Here is a 23,141-nt window from a genome sequence, read left to right on the forward strand (position 1 = left end):
ATGCGAGTTGTGGGCTGACAATTGCCCTGTTTTCTTGTCACAATACGCCTTTACGCGCGACGGTCAGGATTTTCCGTCAGCGTCAGGTAACCAGTCACCTACAGCGGAGTGTTGTTACACCATGATGGACAGCTTACGCACGGCTGCTAACAGTCTCGTGCTCAAGATTATTTTCGGTATCATTATCGTGTCGTTCATATTGACCGGTGTGAGTAGTTACCTCATCGGCGGTGGCGCGAACTACGCCGCAAAAGTGAATGGCCAGGAAATTAGCCGTGGGCAGTTCGAGAACGCTTTTGCTGGTGAACGTAACCGCATGCAGCAACAGCTGGGCGACCAATACTCTGAACTTGCAGCCAACGAAGGCTATATGAAAAACCTGCGTCAGCAGACGCTGAACCGCCTTATCGACGAAGCGCTGCTGGACCAGTACGCGAAAAGCCTCGGTCTGGGCATCAGCGATGAGCAGGTTAAAAAAGCCATCTTCTCGACGCAGGCTTTCCAGTCTAATGGGAAGTTCGACAACGCGCGTTACAACAGCATTGTTAACCAGATGGGGATGACGGCTGACCAGTACGCACAGGCGCTGCGTAACCAGTTGACCACGCAACAGCTGATCAACGCGGTGGTGGGCACCGATTTCATGCTGAAAGGCGAAACTGAAGCGCTGGCGGCACTGGTGGCGCAGCAACGCGTGGTGCGTGAAGCGACGATTGATGTCAATGCACTGGCGGCGAAACAGCAGGTTAGCGACGCTGAAGTTAATGCTTACTATGAGCAAAACAAGAACAACTTCATCTCTCCTGAACAGTTCCGCGTAAGCTATATCAAGCTGGATGCAGCTGCGATGCAGAAAAACGCGACTGACGCCGAGATCCAGTCTTATTACGACCAGCATCAGGATCAGTTCACTCAGCCGCAGCGTAACCGTTACAGCGTGATCCAGACCAAAACGGAAGCAGAAGCAAAAGCCGTGCTGGACGAGCTGAACAAAGGCGCTGATTTCGCGACCGTGGCGAAAGCAAAATCCACCGACATTATTTCTGCCAAAAACGGTGGTGATATGGGCTGGCTGGAAGATTCCACCACCCCGGATGAGCTGAAAAATGCGGGTCTTAAAGAGAAAGGCCAACTGTCTGGTGTAATCAAATCCTCCGTTGGCTTCCTGGTGGCGCGTCTGGACGATGTCGTGGCGGCGAAAACCAAGCCGCTGGCTGACGTTCGTGATGATATCGCTGCGAAAGTGAAGCAGGAGAAAGCGCTGGACGCCTTCTATGCTCTGCAACAGAAAGTGAGCGATGCCGCAAGCAACGACAACGAATCACTGGCGGGCGCTGAGCAGGCTGCTGGCGTGAAAGCGGTTGAGACGGGCTGGTTCAGCCATGAAAATCTGCCGGAAGAACTGAACTTCAAACCGGTTTCAGATGCCATTTTCAATGGTGGTCTGGTAGGTGAGAACGGTACGCCGGGCAGCAACTCAGACATCATTACCGTTGACGGTGACCGTGCGTTCGTACTGCGCGTCAGCGAGCACAAAGCCGAGGCAGTGAAGCCCCTGGCGGAAGTGAAAGATCAGGTGGTGGCGCTGGTCAAACACAACAAAGCGGCACAGCAGGCAAAACTGGATGCAGAGAAAATTCTGGCCGATCTGAAAGCCGGTAAGAACGATGCACTGAAAGCGGCTGGCCTGAGCTTTGGCGAAGCCAAAACGCTGAGCCGTACCGGTCAGGATCCTGTCAGCCAGGCGGCGTTTGGTCTGAGCCTGCCGGCGAAAGACAAACCTGTCTTTGGCACCACGACCGATATGCAGGGTAACGTGGTGATTCTGGCGCTGGATGAAGTCAAAGCCGGCACGCTGCCAGACGCGCAGAAGAAGGCCATGGTTCAGGGAATTACCCAGAATAATGCCCAGATTGCTTTCGAAGCGATGATGAGCAACCTGCGTAAAGAAGCCAAAATCAAGCTGGGTGATGTGGTGACCCAGGAGCAATAATTACGTACCTGCTCGCAGATTTTCGTAACGCTCTGCAAAAACTAAAGGCCGCTTTCGCGGCCTTTTCCATTTCTGCAATCTGCTGTTTGTCCCTGTTTTCTCGTACGGCTATCGTGGCGTGGCTGTCAACAAACAAGGAGAAAACAGCATGAAATGTGGAATCAAAGCACTGTTAATTACACTGGCTATTGCCACTTCCGGGATGAGTGCGGGCGCGCTGGCGGCGTCGCCCTCGGCTAAAGCGCAGGCTGCACAGACCAAAACAGACTCAGCTGCGCAGGCTTATACGCAATCAAAAGCGACTGAGGCCGGTAAAAGTGCAGAGGATGACGGTACGCGAGTCAGCATCAATTCGGCATCGGCAGAAGAGCTCGCGCGCGTGATGAACGGTGTGGGACTTAAAAAAGCCCAGGCCATTGTTAGCTACCGCGAGGAGTACGGTCCTTTTAAAACCCTTGACGATCTCAAGCAGGTGCCGGGTATGGGCAGCGCGCTGGTTGAGCGCAATCTCGCACACCTGACGCTGTAATCGCGTAATCACTTGCACTGCGGCAAAAATTTGCCAGGATAAAGAGGTCATACCAGTTATGACCTCTGAACCTATAACAACGAAAGGCTATTGCGCTATGCAGACACAAATCAAAGTCCGTGGTTATCACCTCGATGTTTACCAGCACGTCAATAACGCCCGCTACCTTGAATTTCTTGAAGAGGCGCGCTGGGATGGCCTGGAGAACAGCGAAAGCTTCCAGTGGCTGACCGCACACAACATCGCGTTTGTGGTCGTCAACATCAACATTAACTACCGCCGCCCGGCTGTGCTGGGGGATGTGCTCACCGTGACCAGTGAGGTCCAACAACTGAATGGCAAAAGTGGTGTATTGAGCCAGGTCGTCACGCTTGAGCCAGAAGGGCAGGTGGTGGCCGATGCGCTGATCACCTTTGTCTGTATCGATCTCAAAACCCAGAAAGCGTTGCCGCTGGAAGGGGAGTTGCGCGAAAAGCTGGAGCTGATGATCGCATAAGTAATATTTAGGAATGCCCGCGCTGTCGACTCCTGTTGTACGACAGCGCGGACAGTTAGCCCTTATTTCAGACCGGTCTTTTTCTGCATCGCGGCCATCACGCCCGCTTTATCCGCAAGATAATGATTCAGACCGTTCGCGCGCAGGTTACAGGCGGCACACTGCCCGCAGCCGTCCCCTTTAATGCCGTTGTAGCAGGTCAGGGTCTCGTTGCGAACGATATCCAGCTTGCCCCAGTAGTCGGCCAGCGCCCAGGTTTCGGCTTTATCCAGCCACATCAGCGGCGTTTCGAAGCGGGTCTCTTTTGCCATACCCAGATCGACGGCGTGATTGAGTGCTTTCACGAATTCATCCCGACAGTCCGGGTAGCCAGAGAAGTCGGTCTCACACACGCCCGTGATCACCGCTTCGGCTTTCACCTGGTAGGCATAGATTGCCGTCAGGGTCAGGAAGAGAATATTACGCCCAGGTACGAAGGTATTCGGAATGCCGCTGGCATCCGGTTCGTAATCAGGCACCGGAATGCTGTCGCGGGTGAGGCTGCTGACGGCCAGTTCATTTAACAGCGTCACGTCCAGCACTTTATGAGCGCGGGCGCCCAGTTTGAGGGCCAGTTCACGAGCGACATCGATTTCAGCGCGATGACGCTGACCATAATCAAAAGTGACGCAGTGCACTTCATCATACTGGTGAAGTGCCTGAATCAGGCAGGTTGTGGAATCTTGTCCTCCGCTGAACACGACGACGGCACGTTTCATAGATCATCTCGACAGTTACGGTAAAAGCGTCATGTTAACGCCTGGCTAAAGCGGCGACCAGCTTCTTCACGCGTTTGGTGGAGGAAGCCAGGCTTCGGTGAAGTCAAACCAGCCGCGAGTGTTAAGGCGTATTCCGTTGACGCCCGGAGGAGCGCTGATTTGATACTGGTAGTTAAAGAGCGGTGTCAGGACGGCTGTCTCCATTAATCGGCTGAAGATAGCCTGAAGTCCTGCGTGTCGGTCACGTTCGTCGGCCTGCGTCTGCACCGCATCCAGCGTGGCCTGCAAATGGGCGTATGCCGGTGCGCTCAGCAGATGCGGCCAGAGCGCATCGCAGCGGAGCCATTGCTCAAGGGTGTACGCTGGCGCTTCGCCAATCAGTCTGTCTCCCATCATGATGTCTGCATCGGCAAGCTGCTGGCAACCGTCCCACGTCTTGGCGTCGTGAAAGATGACGGTCAGTTCACAGCCCTGCCGCGCAAGGTATGCTTTTAACTGGCTGGCCATGGTGTGAAGCTCAACCGGCAGGTGGTAGACAAGCGTCAATGCCTCTGGCAGCACAACGTCGGTTAAATCAGGCCATTGGGGGATCGCCCAGCCGGGAAGCAGTTCCTCGGTAGGAGTGATGAGCCCTTCGTTCAGGGGAAGCGTATGCAGCAGCGTTGAGAGATGAATGATATTAATCAGCCGCTTTGCCTGAAGTTCGCTCAGACGCGGACTTTGTTTCAGCGTGAGGTAGCAGAAGCCCAGACTGGTGCTGTTACTCACCAGCCGCAGGCTGGCCAGCTCGTCGGCCTCGCCAATGGCGATTTGCACCGGGTGGCGACAGCTGGTGCCCAGACTGTAGTCAAAAAGCTGGGGCGTGATCCAGTACTCGATAGCCTTAAGTAACGGATGACCAAGGTGATACTGCTCGTGGCTTTCCAGACGCACCAGTTCAGGCTCAAAAACGCTCAGCCGAAAGGGACCGCTGCCCACCACGGGGTAATCAGGATGCGCCAGACGGCTACAGTAGGTTGCCAGCCTGTGCGCCAGCCAATAGTCAGGTTGATGGAGAATAAACGTCAGGCTTTGCGGATGCGTGGTTTCGATACGTAAGACGCTGCGGAAAAGCGTGTCCATGCCGGGCTGCGATAGCAGCGCCGTCAGGCTTTGCCTGAGCTGTGCCGTCTCTATTTTATCGCCGTTATGCCAGTGCAGGGTGGAGCGTATGTAGAAATGCCAACGCAGGCCGTCAGCAGAGACTTCCCAGTGATGCGCCAGATCGCCCGTGGGTTCACTGCTGTTACCATTAAAACGCGTCAAACCAGAGAATACCTGTCCCGCCAGATGCTGCTCCGCCCGGCCAGGGAGAAACCCCGGCTGAAGCGGCTCCAGCGAACGATAGTAGGGAATACGCAGCGTCGGCGTATCGTTCTGCCATTGCCCGCCCATAAACGGATGCAGCAGCGATCGCAAATCTTCAGGCGCGAGCTGGGCCAGCTCCAGCGCGTTGTGCTGCTGTCCACTTTTCAGGGCCTCTTCCATCATCGTATTACGCAACGAATCCGGGGTGACGTGAAAGCGTAATTCCCCACGCTTTCCTCGTCCGGAGCGGGCGTGCCAGCTTAGCCAGCCCGCCTCCTGCGCCTGGCGCAGCAGGGTGCGTACATGTCGCTCGCTGCAAAAGCAGCGGCTGGCAAGTTCACTGATGGTCACCTGCTGCGTTGCGCCGGCGGAGGGGTGCCACAGACGCTGATACTGGTTAAGACGGTTAAGCTGGCGCATGAAAAACCCGGAACAATAATTATCATCTATTCACTATTACTTCCGTATATCTCACGTAATACTGATGCACAAGTTAACCGCATCACATTTCGGGAGTAATTATGGCTCGGCTCGCTGCATTTGATATGGACGGCACGCTGTTAATGCCGGATCACCGTTTAGGGGAGAAAACCCTGAACACACTTAAGCGCCTGCGCGAGCGTGAAGTCACCCTGACGTTTGCCACTGGTCGTCATGTGCTGGAGATGCGCCATCTGCTGGGAACATTTGCCCTCGATGCGTTCCTGATCACCGGCAACGGGACGCGCATTCACTCCGTCGAGGGCGATGTGCTGCACCGTCAGGATCTGGATCCGGAAGTGGCGGACATCGTCCTGCACAGCACCTGGGATACGCAGGCCAGCGTGCATGTTTTTAACGATGAAGGCTGGTTTACCGGGCGTGAGATCCCGGCCTTGCTGCACGCTCACGTTTACAGTGGCTTTAAATATCAGCTCATCGATTTGCGCCGCATTCCGGCACACAAGGTAACCAAGATCTGCTTCTGCGGCGATCACGACGATCTCTGCCGCCTGCGTATTCAGCTTAACGAGGCGCTGGGCGACCGGGCGCACCTGACCTTCTCGGCGGTGGACTGTCTTGAAGTGCTGCCGGTGGGCTGTAACAAAGGATCTGCGCTGGCGGTGCTGAGCGATCGTCTGGGGCTGACGATGCAGGACTGTATGGCCTTTGGTGACGCCATGAACGACCACGAGATGCTGAGCAGCGTAGGTCGTGGGCTGATTATGGGGAACGCGATGCCGCAACTTATCGCCGCGCTCCCGCATTTACCGGTTATCGGACACTGTCGTAACGAAGCGGTGTCCCATTTTTTGACGCATTGGCTGGACAAAAATAACCTCCCATATTCCCCCGAATAGCGAGATCCTTCCAGCAAGCCAGGCTAAAGCCTGGCTTTTTTTTATTTCACCAGATGCGAAATCTGCGCTTTCCACGGTTCAACATCGCCAATATTGGCCTGTACCCATTCTGCGTTGTAATAGGTGTCCAGGTAGCGTTCCCCGCTGTCGCACAGCAGCGTGACGACAGAGCCGCTAAGGCCTTCTTCACGCATTCTCGCGGCCAGTTGTAGCGCCCCCCACATATTGGTGCCGGTAGAGGCTCCGACCTTACGGCCAAGCTGTGTCTCCAGCCAGTGCGCCGTCGCGACGCTGGCGGCGTCCGGCACGCGGAGCATCTCATCCACAACGTCCGGAATGAACGAGGGTTCGACGCGCGGGCGACCAATTCCTTCGATCTTGCTCCCCACAGGGCTGCGCAGGCTGGCATCGCGAGATTGCCAGTAATCAAGGAACACCGAGTTCTGAGGGTCAACCACCATCAGCTGCGTATCATAACCCTGACAGCGGATATAACGTCCGATGGTGGCGGAGGTTCCGCCCGTGCCCGCGCTCATGACAATGTAAGAGGGGACGGGATGTGGCTCGTGGGTCATCTGGCGGAAAATGCTGTCCGCAATGTTATTATTGCCGCGCCAGTCGGTGGCGCGCTCGGCGAAGGTGAACTGGTCCATATAGTGACCATTTAGTTCGCGGGCCAGCATTTCGGAGGCCGCATAGATTTCGCAGGCGCTTTCCACAAAGTGGCAGCGTCCGCCGTAAAATTCGATCTGTTCAACTTTACGTTTCGCCGTGCAGGAGGGCATCACAGCGATAAACGGCAGGCCCAGCAGGCGGGCAAAGTAGGCCTCTGAGACGGCAGTTGATCCGGACGACGATTCAATAATCGTGGTGCCTTCTTTAATCCAGCCGTTACATAAACCGTATAAAAAGAGTGAACGCGCCAGGCGATGCTTCAGGCTGCCGGTAGGATGGGTACTTTCATCCTTCAGGTAAAGCTGAATGCCGGGAAATCCAGGCAAAGGCAGGCGGATCAAATGGGTATCTGCCGAGCGCTGATAGTCGGCATTTATTTCGCTGATGGCATGTTTAACCCAGGTGCTATTCATCGTAGTTATCCGTTTGTCATTTTGTGCCCAGCATAGCGAAAAGCACAGAAAAAATTGTTGCTATCTGGCCTTTAAAATAGAATGTAAGGAGAATAATTTTCTCTGGGAGGTGGATATGCTAGATAAAATTGACCGCAAGCTGCTTTCTTTGCTGCAAAGCGACTGCACCCTCTCTTTGCAGGCGCTGGCAGATGCCGTTAATCTGACCACCACACCGTGCTGGAAGCGCCTCAAGAAGCTGGAAGACGATGGCATTCTGCTGGGACGTGTGGCGCTGCTAGACCCCGAAAAACTGGGGCTTGGACTGACCGCCTTCGTCCTGATAAAAACGCAGCATCACAGCAGCGAATGGTACAGCCGCTTCGTCACCCAGGTTTCCGACATGCCCGAGGTGCTCGGCTTCTGGCGCATGGCGGGGGAATACGACTATCTGATGCGCGTTCAGGTGGCAGACATGAAGCGCTACGATGATTTTTACAAGCGGCTGGTCAATAGCGTACCGGGCTTGTCCGATGTCACCTCCAGTTTCGCCATGGAACAGATTAAATACACCACAGCGTTACCCATTGAATAACTTCATAAAATATCTTCAGGAAAAGACCGCGTGCGATTATTTGCCCAATTAAGCTGGTACTTTCGTCGGGAGTGGCAACGCTACCTCGGCGCGGTGGCCCTGCTTATTATCATTGCCATTTTGCAACTGATCCCGCCCAAAGTGGTGGGATACGTCGTGGATGGTGTTACGGAACAACATTACACCGCCGCACGGGTGATGATGTGGGTCGGTACGCTGGTGTTGACGGCCGTGGTGGTTTACCTGCTGCGTTATGTCTGGCGCGTGCTGCTGTTCGGCGCGTCCTATCAGCTTGCCGTTGAGCTGCGCGAGGACTTTTACCGCCAGCTGAGCCGCCAGCACCCTGAGTTTTATCTGCGTCACCGTACCGGGGATCTCATCGCCCGCGCCACTAACGATGTGGACCGTGTGGTGTTTGCCGCCGGTGAAGGGGTGTTAACGCTGGTGGATTCCCTGGTGATGGGCTGTGCGGTACTGATTGTGATGTCTACGCAAATTAGCTGGGAGCTCACGCTGCTGGCGCTGCTGCCGATGCCGCTGATGGCGCTGGCGATTAACCGCTACGGCGAGCAGCTCCATGAACGCTTTAAGCTGGCGCAGGCGGCGTTCTCGTCGTTAAACGATCGCACCCAGGAGAGCATGACCAGCATCCGCATGATCAAAGCGTTTGGTCTGGAAGACAGGCAGTCCGCGCTGTTTGCGGCCGACGCCGCCGATACCGGTGCGAAAAACATGCGCGTGGCGCGTATAGACGCCCGCTTTGATCCGACAATTTATATTGCGATTGGCATGGCGAACCTGCTGGCGGTGGGCGGCGGCAGCTGGATGGTGGTGCGAGGCACCATGACCCTCGGGCAGTTAACCAGCTTTGCGATGTACCTCGGGCTGATGATTTGGCCGATGCTGGCGCTGGCCTGGATGTTTAACATCGTTGAACGTGGGAGCGCCGCCTACAGCCGTATCCGCGCCATGCTGGCGGAAGTGCCGGTAGTGAACGATGGCAGCGAGCCGGTACCGGAAGGTCCGGGTGTTCTGAAGGCTGATATCCGCGTCTTTATCTACCCGCAAACGGAACATCCGGTGCTTGAAAACGTCAGTTTCACGCTGCGTCCTGGTCAGATGCTGGGCATCTGCGGCCCGACGGGCTCCGGTAAAAGCACCATTCTGTCACTGATTCAGCGCCATTTTGACGTGAGCGAAGGCGATATCCGTTTCCATGACGTCCCCCTGCCACGTCTGCTGCTGGATGACTGGCGCAGCCGCCTGGCGGTCGTCAGCCAGACGCCGTTTTTGTTTTCAGACACCATAGCCAACAATATCGCGCTCGGGTGCCCGACGGCGACACAGGACCAGATCGAGCATGTGGCGCGCTTAGCCAGCGTCCATGAGGATATTCTGCGCCTGCCGCAGGGCTACGACACAGAAGTGGGTGAGCGGGGCGTTATGCTCTCCGGTGGACAAAAACAGCGTATCTCTATTGCCCGCGCGCTGCTGCTGGACGCTGAGATCCTGATTCTGGATGATGCGCTGTCCGCGGTTGACGGGCGTACCGAGCATCAAATTCTGCATAACCTTCGGCAGTGGGGGGAGGGGCGCACGGTCATCATCAGCGCGCACCGTCTGTCGGCCCTTACCGAAGCCTGTGAAATTCTGGTGCTTCAGCACGGGCATATTGCTCAGCGTGGTCAGCATGAGCAGCTTGCCGGGCAGGCCGGCTGGTATCGGGATATGTACCGCTATCAACAGCTTGAAGCTGCGCTGGATGAGGAGGTCACCGATGCGTAAGTTTGGACAGATGTGGCCGACGTTAAAACGGCTGCTCGCCTATGGCTCACCGTGGCGCAAACCGCTTTCCATCGCCGTGCTGTTACTGTGGATCGCCGCGATTGCGGAGGTGACCGGTCCGCTGCTTATCAGCTATTTTATCGATAACATGGTGGCGAAAAGCTATCTGCCGCTGGGGCTGGTGGCGGGGCTGGGTGTGGCGTATGTCGGGCTACAGCTGACGGCGGCGGGGCTGCACTATGCGCAGTCGCTGCTGTTTAACCGGGCCGCCGTGGGCGTGGTCCAGCAGCTACGCACGGATGTGATGGATGCCGCGCTGCGCCAGCCGCTGAGCGAGTTTGATACCCAGCCGGTCGGGCAGGTTATTTCGCGCGTCACCAATGACACCGAGGTGATCCGCGACCTTTATGTGACTGTTGTCGCAACGGTTCTGCGCAGTGCCGCATTGATTGGCGCGATGCTGGTGGCGATGTTCAGTCTGGACTGGCGGATGGCGCTGGTGGCGATCGCTATTTTCCCGGCGGTGCTGATTGTGATGGTAATTTACCAGCGCTACAGCACGCCGATTGTTCGTCGCGTGCGCGCTTACCTTGCAGACATCAATGATGGCTTCAACGAAGTGATCAATGGCATGAGCGTTATCCAGCAGTTTCGCCAGCAGGCGCGTTTTGGCGAGCGGATGGGAGAAGCCAGCCGTTCGCACTATATGGCGCGGATGCAGACGTTACGTCTGGACGGCTTCCTGTTACGCCCGCTGCTGAGTCTCTTCTCTGCGCTGGTGCTGTGCGGGCTGTTGATGCTGTTTGGCCTGACGACGCGCGGAACCATTGAGGTGGGAGTGCTGTACGCGTTTATCAGTTACCTTGGCCGTCTTAACGAACCGCTGATTGAACTCACTACGCAGCAATCGATGCTGCAACAGGCGGTAGTCGCGGGTGAGCGTGTGTTTGAGCTGATGGACAGGCCGCGTCAGACCTATGGCGATGATGAACGTCCGCTGGAAAGTGGATCCATAGCGTTTGATCATGTCTCGTTTGCCTACCGCGACGATCAGCTTGTCTTGCAGGATATCAACCTCGAGGTACCGTCGCGCGGTTTTGTCGCCCTGGTTGGGCATACCGGCAGCGGCAAAAGCACGCTCGCCAGTTTGCTGATGGGCTACTATCCGTTGACGCAGGGGGAGATCCGTCTGGATGGACGGCCTCTTTCCGCGCTTAGCCACAACGCGTTGCGTAAAGGCGTCGCGATGGTGCAGCAGGATCCGGTAGTGCTGGCGGATACCTTTTATGCCAACGTGACGCTGGGACGACCTTTCACGCCTGAGCAGGTATGGGAGGTGCTGGAAACGGTGCAGCTGGCAGATCTGGCGCGCGGGTTAAGCGAGGGGATCAATACCCGGCTGGGCGAGCAAGGCAATAACCTCTCTGTCGGGCAAAAGCAGCTCCTGGCGCTGGCGCGCGTGCTGATTGAGACGCCGCAGGTGTTGATTCTGGATGAAGCGACCGCAAGCATCGACTCCGGTACCGAACAGGCGATCCAGCTGGCGCTGGCTGCCGTGCGGGATCGCACTACGCTGGTGGTTATCGCTCACCGCCTCTCAACGATCGTCGATGCCGATACCATTCTGGTGCTGCACCGTGGCCAGGCCGTTGAACGGGGTACGCACAGAGCGCTGCTTGAGGCGAAAGGACGCTACTGGCAGATGTATCAGTTGCAGCTGGCAGGCGACGAGCTGGCCGCCAGCGTGCGCGAGGAGGAGTCGCTCAGCGCCTGATGCACCATAACAAGGCAATGCGCTAACAGTCTTAACCGTTGGTGCAAAACTGAAACGCACCCTGCACTGCCATGGTGCGTTTTTTTTCACCCCTTCGCGGCGCATGCGCGCCGCGGCGCTTTCCTCCTCACATTTCACTTCTGGCACACCCTTTGCAATATACCTCTCGTGTTAGCTGCGGCCATTACCGAATTCTGACTGGAGGGGATATATGAAGCTGGTTACGGTGGTAATCAAACCATTCAAACTCGAAGACGTGCGTGAAGCGCTGTCTTCCATGGGTATTCAGGGACTGACTGTCACCGAAGTGAAAGGCTTTGGGCGTCAGAAAGGTCATGCCGAGCTTTATCGCGGGGCGGAATACAGCGTTAACTTCCTGCCAAAAGTGAAGATTGATGTGGCGATTGCCGACGATCAGCTTGATGAGGTGATTGATGTCGTCAGCAAAGCGGCCTACACCGGAAAAATTGGCGACGGCAAAATTTTCGTTGCCGAACTACAGCGCGTCATTCGCATCCGTACCGGCGAATCTGACGAAGCGGCGTTGTAAGTAACTCCTGGCACACAGTGATAGGGATCGAGAAAATGATGAAAGCAACAATGAAAACAGGTCTGGGTTCGCTGGCACTGCTGCCGGGCCTGGCAATGGCTGCACCTGCTGTGGCAGACAAAGCCGATAACGCCTTTATGATGATTTGCACCGCGCTGGTGCTGTTCATGACGATTCCGGGGATCGCGCTGTTTTACGGCGGCCTGATCCGCGGCAAGAACGTACTCTCCATGCTGACGCAGGTTGCCGTCACGTTCGCGCTGGTGTGCGTGCTGTGGGTGGTTTACGGTTACTCGCTGGCCTTCGGGGAGGGCAACGCCTTCTTCGGCAACGTTAACTGGGCGATGCTGAAAAATATCGAACTGACCGCGGTAATGGGCAGCTTCTATCAGTATATTCATGTCGCGTTCCAGGGCTCATTCGCGTGCATCACCGTGGGGCTGATTGTGGGCGCGCTGGCTGAGCGTATCCGCTTCTCTGCGGTACTGATTTTCGTGGTGGTCTGGCTGACGCTCTCCTATGTCCCGATTGCGCATATGGTCTGGGGCGGTGGTCTGTTGGCTTCCCATGGCGCTCTGGACTTTGCGGGCGGCACCGTTGTTCACATCAACGCCGCCGTAGCCGGCCTGGTAGGCGCATACCTGATTGGCAAGCGCGTGGGCTTTGGGAAAGAAGCATTTAAGCCGCACAACCTGCCGATGGTCTTTACCGGCACCGCCATCCTCTACTTTGGCTGGTTCGGCTTCAACGCAGGTTCAGCCAGCGCCGCTAACGAAATCGCCGCGCTGGCCTTCGTGAATACCGTGGTGGCAACTGCCGGGGCCATCCTCTCATGGGTATTTGGCGAGTGGGCCGTTCGCGGCAAGCCATCCCTGCTGGGTGCCTGTTCTGGGGCGATTGCCGGTCTGGTAGGTATTACGCCAGCATGCGGTTACGTGGGCGTGGGCGGCGCATTGCTGATCGGTATCGTCGCGGGTCTGGCGGGGCTGTGGGGCGTTACCGCACTGAAACGTATTCTGCGCGTTGACGATCCGTGTGATGTATTCGGCGTACACGGTGTGTGCGGCATTATCGGCTGTATCATGACCGGTATCTTTGCTGCACAATCTTTGGGCGGCGTGGGTTATGCTGAAGGCGTGACCATGATGCATCAGGTGCTGGTCCAGCTTGAAAGTATCGCGATTACGGTTGTCTGGTCGGGCGTTGTGGCCTTTATCGGCTACAAGCTGGCCGATATGACCGTGGGGCTGCGCGTACCGGAAGAGCAGGAGCGCGAAGGTCTGGACGTCAACAGCCACGGCGAGAATGCGTACAACGCATAATTTGAGTGCCTTGCCGGGTGGTGGCTTCGCCTTACCCGGCCTGAAAAAGTGAAATTTGCAGGCCCGGTAAGCGTAGCGACCGGGCTTTTTACCTCACCCGCGATTACGCATCACACCTTCCTGCACGGTAGAAGCCACCAGCACACCATCCTGGGTGTAAAACTCCCCGCGAACAAAACCGCGTGCGCTGGACGCAGAGGTACTTTCTACGCTGTAAAGCAGCCACTCGTTCATGTCGAAAGGACGATGGAACCACATGGAATGGTCAATCGTGGCGACCTGCATCCCTTTTTCCAGGAATCCCACGCCGTGCGGCTGTAGCGCAACCGGCAGGAAGTTGAAATCCGACGCATAACCCAGCAGATACTGATGCACGCGCAAGTCTGCCGGTACGCTGCCGTTGGCGCGGATCCACACCTGGCGGGTGGGCTCAGCAGTATGCCCCTTCATTGGGTTATGAAATTCGACCGGGCGGATCTCCAGCGGTTTATCACACAGAAACTTCTCTTTTACCTGCGGCGGCAGCAGATGTGCGAGTGCGCGGGCAATTTCGGTTTCCGATTTCAGATCGTCCGGCGATGGGGCAGACGGCATCTGTTTTTGATGCTCATAGCCCGGCTCTGGCGCCTGGAAGGAGGCGGTCATGTAGAAGATGGGTTTCCCATGCTGGATGGCCGCCACACGGCGAGCGCTGAAGCTTTGGCCGTCACGCAGAACTTCCACGTCGTACACAATCGGTTTAGCGCTGTCACCGGGGCGTAAAAAGTAGCTGTGGAATGAGTGCACCAGACGGTCTGCCGGAACGGTCTCCTTAGCGGCATATAGCGCTTGCCCCACGACCTGGCCCCCAAAAACCTGGCGTAAGCCTAAATCTTCGCTCTGTCCGCGAAAAAGCCCTTCTTCTATTTTTTCCAGGTTCAGCAATGTCAGCAGATTGTTCAGTGCCTGACTCATAGTGGTCCTCAATAAACGCCGTGGCGAAAGATACGCTGAGTATAACGCAGAAACGATAGTGGTCCGATGGGTAGAATTATCTTAATACCTGGGCAAAATTAGGCATAAATCCGTGATTTGTGCCACACTTGTTTACGTTATGTGAATAAAACGACATCGGATGGGATCGATCCCGCCGGTGCATTGATGATAAGGAGACTTCAATGAAACTCGTGCCTATGTTAAGCGGTGTTGCAATGGCGGTGGCGTTGTCCGCCTGTGCGGATAAGAGTGCCGATGTAGCGGTACCAACGGCGACCCCAAACGGGATTAACACCCTTTCACAGCAAGCTATTCGACAGCCTAACGTGTCCGGTACCATCTGGATCAAACAGAAAGTCGCTCTGCCGCCGGACGCGGTTTTAACGGTCACGTTATCCGATGCGTCTCTGGCGGATGCACCGTCTAAAGTCCTTGCACAGCGTGCAGTTCGTACAGAGGGTAAACAGGCGCCGTTCAGCTTCGTGCTGCCGTACAACCCGTCTGACGTTCAGCCTAACGCGCGTATCCTCCTGAGCGCGGCGGTAACGATCAACGATAAGCTGGTCTTTATCACCGATACCGTGCAGGAAGCGGTCAACAAAGGGGGCACCAAAATCGACCTGACCCTGGTCCCGGTGCAGCAGACTGAAGTGCCTGTGGCAACGCAGACCAATCAGCCGACCTTGCCTACACCGCCAACACAGTTGTAACTTTCTTTCGCCCTCTTCATCTTGACGGGAGAGGGCGTCAGTATTCCCAGCGATACTTCTGCATATCTATCTGTCCCGTCCCGGACACCTGTACCCCTTCTGAGAGTAATGCCTGACGCTGGCGCTGCAAGTCTGGCCCGGTGAGGGAAATGGCACCATGGCGATTAACGACCCGGTGCCATGGTAACGTACTTCCCTCCGGAAGCCTTCTTAGCACGCCGCCAACCTGACGCGCTGCGCGCGGAGAGCCCGCCAGTCGGGCGACTTCCCCATAGGTCGTAACACAGCCTTCCGGAATCGAGGCCACGATTTGCCACACTCGCTGTGGGAAAGAGTCGTGTTCGTCCATTGTTTCTCCAGCGGGAATTCAGCGAAGGGTAATGTTATACGAAGATAAAGAAGATTGTCGGGTCAGTTTGCGCAATAATCCAGCATCCAGTTGCCAGCGGCTTGCAATTGAGGTGCTCCACAGGGATAATGCGCCAGCGCGTTGGTTATCAACGCTCTCAATGGGGGCTCTGTTGGTTCTCCCGCAACGCTACTCTGTTCACCAGGTCAGGTCCGGAAGGAAGCAGCCAGGGCAGACGACGTGGGTGCCGGGATGTAGCTGGCAGGGCCCCCACCCATTTGTGTTCTTCTCTGAAGTTTCCCCCTATATAAACCTTCTCAATTATGTGCCTATTTTGTTCGTGCAATATCTCCTTCATTGAACTGAAATAATAATGTCATAAACCTGTAATAATAGACTGTCATTTTATTATCGGGCGTCTTTTTGTTGTCATAAGCAAAAAAATATATATCTGGATAACAAACTTATCTTCGTGTATTAAATTAAACACGTGTTCCGAAAGGATGTGACAATCATGGTAACTGCGGTTTTAAACGTTAAAATTGATGAAGCGCTAAAAGAAAGACTCCGCCACTATGCGGAAGACAATAATGAGAATTTAAGCGTGACCACAGAGAAACTGCTGCTGCTGGCATTTGAAGCAGTAGAAGAGGCGGGAGTATCGGAAGAGGATGTTGATAATCAGCATACGGAAGAAGAGAGCGTAAATCCATTTACTCCTAAAGAAATCAAAGCACTACGTAAACTTCTGAAGAAGAGAAAATGAAACAACAACTATCGACTGCCAGCGATTACAACGAGGCCTGCAATCTGTTACGTTCGGGCTATGTGAAACATGTTCGTCTTGGCTGGAATGTAGGAAGTGATGAGTTCTTTCGAATTGCGTCTGACTGGTGTGATACCGGTGCGAAAATAAAGAAAGAAGGTGAAAATTTCATTATTTCGCTGAAAGGCTTCCCGATTCCTCCTCAACATTAAGTTGTTCTTCATGAAAACAGCTGACTGCATGCGTTACAGTCAGCTGTTTTTATTGTTTCTGGCGAATAATTTACACCAGGCTCCGTTTTACTGGCGGTGTACTTTTATTTAAGGCAAGCCACAGCGGTTTGATACGCAGTAATGCCTCTTCAAGTTCTGGCGAATTGAGTGAGAAGGGCATACGCAGGTAGCGGTCAAACGCGCCTGAAAGCCCAAAGCGCGTGCCGGTGCCCATAATGATGCCTGTCGTTTCTGCACGTGCCGCCAGTTGAGTCGCCAGCATGCCGGGTAGTTCAATCCAGTATGAAAGTCCTCCCTCCGCTTCCTGAAACCGCCATTCGGGGAAATGCTCCCGTAACATCTGGCCGCAGCGGTCACGCCGTTCTGCCAGCATTTCCCGCCGGGCAGGCAGGAAGGTTTCACTGTTTTCGATAAGCCACAGCGTGGCCAGCTGTTCCAGCACCGGAGAGCCCAGATCCAGCGTGTCGCGCGTCTGTGCGAGCGTGGCGATAGTGCGGGACGAGGCGCGGATCCAGCCGAGACGAAGCCCACCCCAGAAGCTTTTGCCTGCGGAACCCAGCGTAATCACCGCGGCCTCCGGGTTAAAGGCGGCCAGCGGCGGCGGCGGGGGAGCATCGAACCAGAGATCGACCATGGTTTCATCCACCACCAGCGTGGTGCGGGTTTGCGCGGCGATGTCGGTTATGCTCTGACGCGTCGCGGCATCCATGCAGCGCCCGGTCGGATTATGAAAATCCGGCATTAGATAGGCCAGACGCGGGGCTGTCTGGGCAAGCGTTGCGGCAAAACCATCGGTATCCCAGCCCGTTTCTGGCAGCGAGACGCCCACGGGCCGACATTGCGCCCCCTGAATCGCGGCTATCGCCAGCGGGTAGGTGGGATGATCCACCACCACGCGATCCCCGGGCCCGGTCATCATTCTTAAGATTAGGGCGAAGCCGCTGACGGCACCGTTCACCACCATCACTTCGTCTGCCCGGGTGGGCAGACCGCGTGCGGTATAGCGGGCGGCGATAGCTTCACGCAGCGCTGGAAGCCCAAGCTGATCGTAGCCGGTCAGCGCCAGATTCGGCGTAATGGTCGTCAGCGCGTGGGTGTAGGCCTGATGGATCTCTGGCCCCGCGTTGAGCGCGGCGGTTGAGAGATCCAGCGCCGCGCTGGCAGTGGAAAGCGTGGGCACGGCCCGGCTGTCTGGCAGGATCGCCCGGGAACCGCTGCCGTGACGGCTCTCCAGAAAACCCTCTTCACGCAGATGCGCCAGCGCGCTGCTGATGGTGGTGCGGCTGACGTCCAGTGCGGCGGCCAGTTCCCGCTCTCCGGGCAGGCGCGTGTTTAGCGCCAGCCTGCCATCCAGAATTAACAGGCGTAACGCGTCAGCCAGCTGGCGCCACCGCGGGGTGCGGGAAGAGGTTTGTTGCCAGTGCCCTAACAGGCGAACCAGAGACTGGCTTCCAAAACGACGTGATGACATGTGCAGTCCACTATTTGAAAACTGGACATTAATCATAGTGCCATTTTCAGCGAAGATGGAAGCTGGTTCTTCGGAGAAGAGAAAATGGTGCGTCGTCTGGTACAACTTTATGTCGGTTTAGCCCTTTACGGACTTTCAACCGCGATGTTTATTCGTTCGGATCTGGGTGTTGATCCCTGGAATGTTTTTCACCTTGGCGTCGCCATCCAGGCCGGAATGAGCATCGGCACGGTGATGATTTTAACCGGGGCTGCGGTGCTGCTGCTATGGATCCCGCTGCGTCAGCTTCCGGGGCTGGGTACGGTCAGTAACGTGATTTGTATTGGCCTGGCGGCAGATGCGTCAATGGCATTGATCCCGGAGCTCACCTCGCTGCCCGTGCGCATCACCCTGCTGGTTTCCGGCATTGTGGTTAACGCCCTTGCCACCGGAATGTATATCGGCGCGGGTTTTGGCGCAGGCCCGCGCGACGGTCTGATGACCGGCATACACGCCCGGCTGGGCTGGTCGATCCGCAGCGTGCGTACCGCAATCGAGGTGACCGTGTTGATCGTCGGCTATCTCCTCGGGGGAGCGTTTGGCGTCGGAACCGTGCTATATGCGTTAACCATCGGCCCGCTGATCCAGCTTTGTTTGCCGTGGTTTCGCCAGAGACCGCGCATGCAGAAAGCCGCGCAGCCGGAGCGGATTGCTTAATTTTGCGAAGCGCTCACAGGCTATAATGGCGTAACTGTGTCAGAATAGTGACTACCTTTTACTACGCCAGAATCTATGAAAGCGATCACTCTTTATGACGTTGCCCGCGTAGCGGGCGTTTCTTATCAGACCGTTTCCCGGGTGATTAACGACGCGGAACACGTTTCTGCCCGTACGCGGGAAAAGGTCCGACAGGCCATGGCGGCGCTACACTATGTACCTAACCGTGGCGCGCAGCAGCTGGCCGGGAAACGCACTCGCACGCTGGGGCTGATGACCAGCGATCTGGCGCTGCATGCGCCGTCGCAAATCGCCTCAGCTGTAAAATCCCGGGCAGTGGAGCAGGGGGCTGGCGTGCTCATCTCTATGGTGGAGCAGCCCGCGCAGTGTCAGGCTGCTTTGCAGGAGTTACTGGCGCAGCGCGTGGAGGCGCTGCTGGTGAACGTTCCGCTGGAAGATGCTCAGGCAGAAATGCTTCAGGAAATGGCCTCGCCGACCCCGGTTCTTTTTCTTGATGTTTCCCCCACAGCTCGGGTTAACAGCCTCGTTTTCAATGCTGAACAGGGCGCTGGCCTGGGGGCGGAGCATCTGCTTTCGCTGGGGCACCGGCGAATTGCGCTGCTCGCCGGGCCGGAAAGTTCTGTCTCTGCCCGGGCTCGCCTGGCGGGATGGAAAACTACGCTGGCTCAGGCTGGCGTGGAAGCGTTTGCGGTGGCGCAGGGCGACTGGAGCGCGGCTTCAGGCTACGAGAAAGGGCATCAGCTCCTGGCGGGCGCACAGCTGCCGGAGGCGATCCTTGTGGCGAACGATCAGATGGCGCTTGGCGTTTTACGCGCCTGTGCGGAAAAAGGCGTTGCGGTACCGGGGCAGATCTCGGTTGTCGGGTTTGATGATACGGCTGACAGCGCGTGGTTTTCCCCTCCGCTGACCACCGTTCGGCAGGCGTTCCGCGAGGCCGGTGAACGCAGCGTGGAGTGGCTCCTGGCAACTGCCCGTCACGCCGAACCCTGGCAACAACAACTTCCTGTTACGTTGATCGTTCGTCATTCCACCGCGCCGCGCGCCGTACAACAGGCCGATCGTGAAGATCTGGCGCAACAGCTAAGAACGCTGGCGCTGCTGGCGGAGAAACTGGCGCGCAGCTAGCACTTTTGTGATCGTGCTCGCCTGGTGACGATCAAAGTCTTTACCGCCACCGTTTACCAGGGCATGTTGACTAAAATTGTGAGCGCTTCGTAAAGAGGTTGATATGTCTTCTACATTGCCGCTGACCCTCAGCGCAATTCTGGCTCGTCGTGACTGGGAAAACCCGGGCGTGACGCAGTGGAATCGTCTGGCCGCACACGCGCCTTTTCATAGCTGGCGCGATGAAACCCTCGCCCGGGAGGATAAGCCTTCGCTGAGCGAGCGTCTGCTTAACGGCATCTGGCGATTCAGCTTTTTCCCGGCACCAGAGCAGGTGCCCGAGGCATGGATAACGGACGATCTGTCTGATGCCGTTGAGATGCCCGTGCCGTCGAACTGGCAGATGGAGGGATTTGATACCCCCATCTACACCAACGTCACCTATCCGATAAATGTGAACCCGCCCTATGTACCGGCTGAAAACCCAACCGGTTGTTACTCGCTCACATTTGAGATGGATGATGCCTGGCTGCTCAGCGGACAAACCCGCATTATCTTTGATGGGGTGAATTCAGCTTTTCATCTGTGGTGTAACGGCCAGTGGATAGGCTATTCCCAGGACAGCCGTCTGCCTGCGGAGTTCGACCTCAGCGCGGTGCTGCGACCGGGGCAGAACCGCCTGGCGGTGATGGTGTTACGCTGGTGCGACGGAAGCTACCTGGAAGATCAGGACATGTGGCGGATGAGCGGCATTTTCCGTGACGTCTCGCTGCTGCACAAGCCGGAAACGCAGATTGCCGATTATCAGATCGTGACCGATCTGAATGCCGAATGCGATCGGGCGCTGCTCCGGGTTGACGTTGCGCTGGAAGGCTTACGCTATGCCGAATGCGAGGTGGCGTTTACCCTGTGGCGTAACGGCGAAGCCTGCGCGCAAATCACGCAACAGCCCGGATCGGCCATCGTGGACGAACGCGGCAGTTGGGCGGAGCGGCTCACGGTGGCGATACCCGTGAACAATCCCGCGCTGTGGAGCGCTGAAACACCGGAACGCTATCGTTTGACCATGTCGCTTCGGGATGTGCAGGGCAACATGCTGGAGACTGAAGCTTGCGATGTCGGTTTCAGACGCGTCGAAATCAGCAACGGCCTGCTGAAGCTTAACGGCAAACCGCTGCTGATCCGCGGCGTGAACCGTCATGAACATCATCCTGAGAAGGGGCAGGTGATGGATGAGGCGACCATGCGCCGCGACATCGAACTGATGAAGCAGCATAACTTCAATGCCGTGCGCTGCTCGCATTATCCGAATCACCCTCTGTGGTACACGCTTTGCGATCGCTACGGCCTGTACGTGGTCGATGAGGCGAATATTGAAACCCATGGCATGGTGCCGATGAGCCGCCTGGCGGACGATCCGCGCTGGCTGCCTGCCATGAGCGAACGTGTAACGCGTATGGTGCAGCGGGACCGGAATCATCCGTCCATCATCATCTGGTCCCTGGGGAATGAGTCCGGGCATGGGGCGAATCACGATGCGCTGTACCGCTGGCTGAAAACCACCGATCCCACGCGGCCGGTGCAGTACGAAGGCGGGGGGGCCAGTACGGCGGCAACTGATATTATTTGCCCGATGTATGCCCGCGTCGATCAGGATCAGCCGTTCCCGGCGGTGCCAAAGTGGTCGATTAAAAAGTGGATTGGTATGCCGGACGAAACCCGTCCGCTGATCCTGTGCGAGTATGCCCACGCGATGGGTAACAGCTTTGGCGGCTTTGCCAGCTACTGGCAGGCATTCCGCAGCCATCCCCGGTTGCAGGGCGGCTTTGTCTGGGACTGGGTCGATCAGGCGCTGACGAAAAAAGCGGAAGACGGCACGGCATTCTGGGCCTACGGCGGCGATTTTGGCGATAAGCCCAACGATCGTCAGTTCTGCCTCAACGGGCTGGTGTTTCCCGATCGCACCCCGCATCCCGCCCTTTACGAGGCACAGCGTGCCCAGCAGTTCTTTACCTTTACGCTGGTGAGCACCGCTCCGCTGCTCGTTGATATCCAGAGCGATTATCTGTTCCGTCATACTGACAACGAGAGTCTGCGATGGTCGGTGGCGCGTGACGGTGCGGTGTTGGCTTCCGGCGAAATAACCCTTTCTGTTGCGCCCCAGGGAACACAGCGCGTTGAGATCCCGCAGACTGAATTCGGCGCTGAACCGGGCGAGGTCTGGCTCAACGTGGAGATCGTTCAGCCGCAGGCCACGCCGTGGTCGCCGTCCGGCCACCGTTGTGCCTGGGATCAGTGGCCGCTCCCGGCTCCGCTGTACCTTACGCCACCGAAAGCAGACGGAACCCCACCACAGTTAACGGTGCAGGAAGAGGTGCTGGACATCACTCATCAGCAGCAGCGCTGGCAGTTTAGCCGTCTCACCGGCAACCTGACCCAGTGGTGGAACGCGGGCGCTGAAACGCTCCGTTCCCCGCTAACGGATAACTTTACCCGGGCGCCGCTGGATAATGACATTGGCGTCAGCGAGGCGACCCGCATCGATCCGAACGCGTGGGTGGAACGCTGGAAAGCGGCAGGGATGTATGAGATATCCTCGCGCCTTATCCAGTGTGAAGCGGAACAGCATGCCCGTGAGGTGGTGGTGACCACGCAGCACGTCTGGGAGCATCAGGGTAAAGCGCTGTTTATCAGCTACAAGGTCTGGCGGATTGATGACCACGGGTTACTGCACGGTGATGTGCAGGTGACGGTGGCGTCTGACATTCCTGAACCCGCTCGCGTGGGCCTGAGCGTTATGCTGGCGGATATCCCGCAAACGGTGCGCTGGCTGGGGCTGGGCCCGCTGGAGAATTATCCGGACAGAAAACTGGCGGCGCAGCAGGGGCGCTGGGCGTTACCGCTGGACGCCATGCAGACGCCGTATATCTTCCCGACGGAGAACGGTTTACGCTGCGACACCCGTGAGCTGACGTTTGGCTCACATCACTTCCAGGGACAGTTCCATTTCTCCCTGAGCCGTTACAGCCAGCAGCAACTGCATACGACAACGCATCAGCACTTGCTGCGGGAAGAGGCTGGCTGCTGGTTGAATCTTGATGCCTTCCACATGGGCGTGGGGGGGGACGACTCATGGAGCCCGAGCGTAGCTCCCGCCTTCATTCTGCAAAACCGTCGGCTGCGCTACACGTTTTGCTGGCAGCAGAACGGCTGAGCCGATACGTGCGGCCACTGCCGTGGCCGCACGTAACACCGCGCAA

21 protein-coding genes and 1 other RNA gene are annotated in these 23,141 nt (G+C 56.8%); 16 read left to right on the top strand and 6 right to left on the bottom strand.

Translation table 11 applies throughout. The features are described from left to right. Window positions 1-121: 121 nt before the first annotated feature. The 3 genes from ppiD (at window position 122) to C3451_RS13120 (ending at window position 3,018) form a co-directional block, all read left to right on the top strand. Window positions 122-1,993, top strand: a complete 1,872-nt coding sequence (gene ppiD / locus C3451_RS13110) for a peptidylprolyl isomerase (protein WP_045622311.1) — start codon at window positions 122-124, stop codon at window positions 1,991-1,993. A gap of 148 nt (window positions 1,994-2,141) precedes the next feature. Then, complete coding sequence (locus C3451_RS13115; protein ID WP_045622310.1) at window positions 2,142-2,522, top strand: helix-hairpin-helix domain-containing protein; 381 nt, start codon at window positions 2,142-2,144, stop codon at window positions 2,520-2,522. 97 nt (window positions 2,523-2,619) lie between these two features. After that, window positions 2,620-3,018 carry a YbgC/FadM family acyl-CoA thioesterase gene (locus C3451_RS13120; protein ID WP_017694410.1) on the top strand — a complete coding sequence of 133 codons (399 nt, stop codon included), beginning with the start codon at window positions 2,620-2,622 and terminating at the stop codon, window positions 3,016-3,018. A gap of 62 nt (window positions 3,019-3,080) precedes the next feature. Here C3451_RS13120 and queC read toward each other — a convergent pair whose 3' ends face one another. Together queC and C3451_RS13130 are read right to left on the bottom strand one after the other, a co-directional pair. Next, window positions 3,081-3,776 carry a 7-cyano-7-deazaguanine synthase QueC gene (gene queC / locus C3451_RS13125; RefSeq protein ID WP_022647250.1) on the bottom strand — a complete coding sequence of 232 codons (696 nt, stop codon included), beginning with the start codon at window positions 3,774-3,776 and terminating at the stop codon, window positions 3,081-3,083. 66 nt (window positions 3,777-3,842) lie between these two features. Next, the gene (locus tag C3451_RS13130; protein WP_045622308.1) at window positions 3,843-5,543 is read right to left on the bottom strand and encodes an SgrR family transcriptional regulator; all 1,701 of its coding nucleotides are present in this window, start codon (window positions 5,541-5,543) and stop codon (window positions 3,843-3,845) included. A gap of 101 nt (window positions 5,544-5,644) precedes the next feature. On the opposite strand from C3451_RS13130, the gene cof reads away from it, so the two are divergent. Further along, entirely contained in the window at window positions 5,645-6,463 is an 819-nt protein-coding gene (cof, locus tag C3451_RS13135) for an HMP-PP phosphatase (protein ID WP_023299454.1), read from the top strand. A gap of 41 nt (window positions 6,464-6,504) precedes the next feature. Here the strand turns inward: cof and C3451_RS13140 are convergent, their stop codons facing one another. Beyond that, window positions 6,505-7,551: a PLP-dependent cysteine synthase family protein gene (locus C3451_RS13140; RefSeq protein ID WP_022647253.1), complete on the bottom strand. Its 1,047-nt coding sequence runs from the start codon at window positions 7,549-7,551 to the stop codon at window positions 6,505-6,507. 115 nt (window positions 7,552-7,666) lie between these two features. On the opposite strand from C3451_RS13140, the gene C3451_RS13145 reads away from it, so the two are divergent. From C3451_RS13145 to amtB, 5 genes are all read left to right on the top strand, one after another. Further along, window positions 7,667-8,125: an Lrp/AsnC family transcriptional regulator gene (locus tag C3451_RS13145; protein WP_022647254.1), complete on the top strand. Its 459-nt coding sequence runs from the start codon at window positions 7,667-7,669 to the stop codon at window positions 8,123-8,125. Window positions 8,126-8,155: 30 nt separating this feature from the next. Continuing rightward, window positions 8,156-9,910, top strand: a complete 1,755-nt coding sequence (locus C3451_RS13150) for a SmdA family multidrug ABC transporter permease/ATP-binding protein (RefSeq protein WP_063139117.1) — start codon at window positions 8,156-8,158, stop codon at window positions 9,908-9,910. Then, a complete protein-coding gene (locus tag C3451_RS13155) occupies window positions 9,903-11,684 on the top strand; it encodes a SmdB family multidrug efflux ABC transporter permease/ATP-binding protein (protein ID WP_045622306.1) in 1,782 nt (593 codons plus the stop codon). Before C3451_RS13150 ends, C3451_RS13155 begins: the two co-directional genes overlap by 8 nt. A 211-nt stretch (window positions 11,685-11,895) precedes the next feature. After that, window positions 11,896-12,234, top strand: coding sequence for a P-II family nitrogen regulator (gene glnK, locus C3451_RS13160; RefSeq protein ID WP_006809867.1), 339 nt, complete (start codon window positions 11,896-11,898; stop codon window positions 12,232-12,234). Window positions 12,235-12,269: 35 nt separating this feature from the next. Continuing rightward, a complete protein-coding gene (gene amtB, locus C3451_RS13165; protein ID WP_022647257.1) occupies window positions 12,270-13,556 on the top strand; it encodes an ammonium transporter AmtB in 1,287 nt (428 codons plus the stop codon). Between the two features lie 93 nt (window positions 13,557-13,649). Here amtB and tesB read toward each other — a convergent pair whose 3' ends face one another. Beyond that, entirely contained in the window at window positions 13,650-14,510 is an 861-nt protein-coding gene (gene tesB / locus C3451_RS13170) for an acyl-CoA thioesterase II (protein WP_022647258.1), read from the bottom strand. Between the two features lie 203 nt (window positions 14,511-14,713). Here tesB and C3451_RS13175 point away from each other — a divergent pair, with 203 nt between their 5' ends. Continuing rightward, complete coding sequence (locus C3451_RS13175; RefSeq protein ID WP_022647259.1) at window positions 14,714-15,241, top strand: YbaY family lipoprotein; 528 nt, start codon at window positions 14,714-14,716, stop codon at window positions 15,239-15,241. A gap of 37 nt (window positions 15,242-15,278) precedes the next feature. Here C3451_RS13175 and C3451_RS13180 read toward each other — a convergent pair whose 3' ends face one another. After that, window positions 15,279-15,590, bottom strand: a complete 312-nt coding sequence (locus C3451_RS13180; RefSeq protein ID WP_022647260.1) for an MGMT family protein — start codon at window positions 15,588-15,590, stop codon at window positions 15,279-15,281. 170 nt (window positions 15,591-15,760) lie between these two features. Here C3451_RS13180 and ffs point away from each other — a divergent pair. From ffs to C3451_RS13195, 3 genes are all read left to right on the top strand, one after another. Next, window positions 15,761-15,857, top strand: an RNA gene (gene ffs / locus C3451_RS13185) — signal recognition particle sRNA small type. 247 nt (window positions 15,858-16,104) lie between these two features. Further along, window positions 16,105-16,356, top strand: a complete 252-nt coding sequence (locus C3451_RS13190; protein WP_022647261.1) for a hypothetical protein — start codon at window positions 16,105-16,107, stop codon at window positions 16,354-16,356. Beyond that, the gene (locus C3451_RS13195; RefSeq protein WP_006809861.1) at window positions 16,353-16,568 is read left to right on the top strand and encodes a hypothetical protein; all 216 of its coding nucleotides are present in this window, start codon (window positions 16,353-16,355) and stop codon (window positions 16,566-16,568) included. Before C3451_RS13190 ends, C3451_RS13195 begins: the two co-directional genes overlap by 4 nt. A 70-nt stretch (window positions 16,569-16,638) precedes the next feature. On the opposite strand, the gene C3451_RS13200 is transcribed toward C3451_RS13195, so the two are convergent. Beyond that, window positions 16,639-18,060, bottom strand: coding sequence for a PLP-dependent aminotransferase family protein (locus C3451_RS13200; protein ID WP_045622302.1), 1,422 nt, complete (start codon window positions 18,058-18,060; stop codon window positions 16,639-16,641). 84 nt (window positions 18,061-18,144) lie between these two features. Here C3451_RS13200 and C3451_RS13205 point away from each other — a divergent pair, with 84 nt between their 5' ends. From C3451_RS13205 to C3451_RS13215, 3 genes are all read left to right on the top strand, one after another. Beyond that, the gene (locus tag C3451_RS13205) at window positions 18,145-18,756 is read left to right on the top strand and encodes a membrane protein (protein ID WP_022647263.1); all 612 of its coding nucleotides are present in this window, start codon (window positions 18,145-18,147) and stop codon (window positions 18,754-18,756) included. A gap of 75 nt (window positions 18,757-18,831) precedes the next feature. Next, a complete protein-coding gene (locus tag C3451_RS13210; protein WP_045622300.1) occupies window positions 18,832-19,902 on the top strand; it encodes a LacI family DNA-binding transcriptional regulator in 1,071 nt (356 codons plus the stop codon). A gap of 103 nt (window positions 19,903-20,005) precedes the next feature. Next, window positions 20,006-23,095 carry a beta-galactosidase gene (locus tag C3451_RS13215; RefSeq protein ID WP_045622299.1) on the top strand — a complete coding sequence of 1,030 codons (3,090 nt, stop codon included), beginning with the start codon at window positions 20,006-20,008 and terminating at the stop codon, window positions 23,093-23,095. Window positions 23,096-23,141: the final 46 nt, after the last annotated feature.

Source organism: Enterobacter sp. 301B, from assembly GCF_003850715.1.
Classification (GTDB): Bacteria; Pseudomonadota; Gammaproteobacteria; order Enterobacterales; family Enterobacteriaceae; genus Enterobacter; species Enterobacter intestinihominis.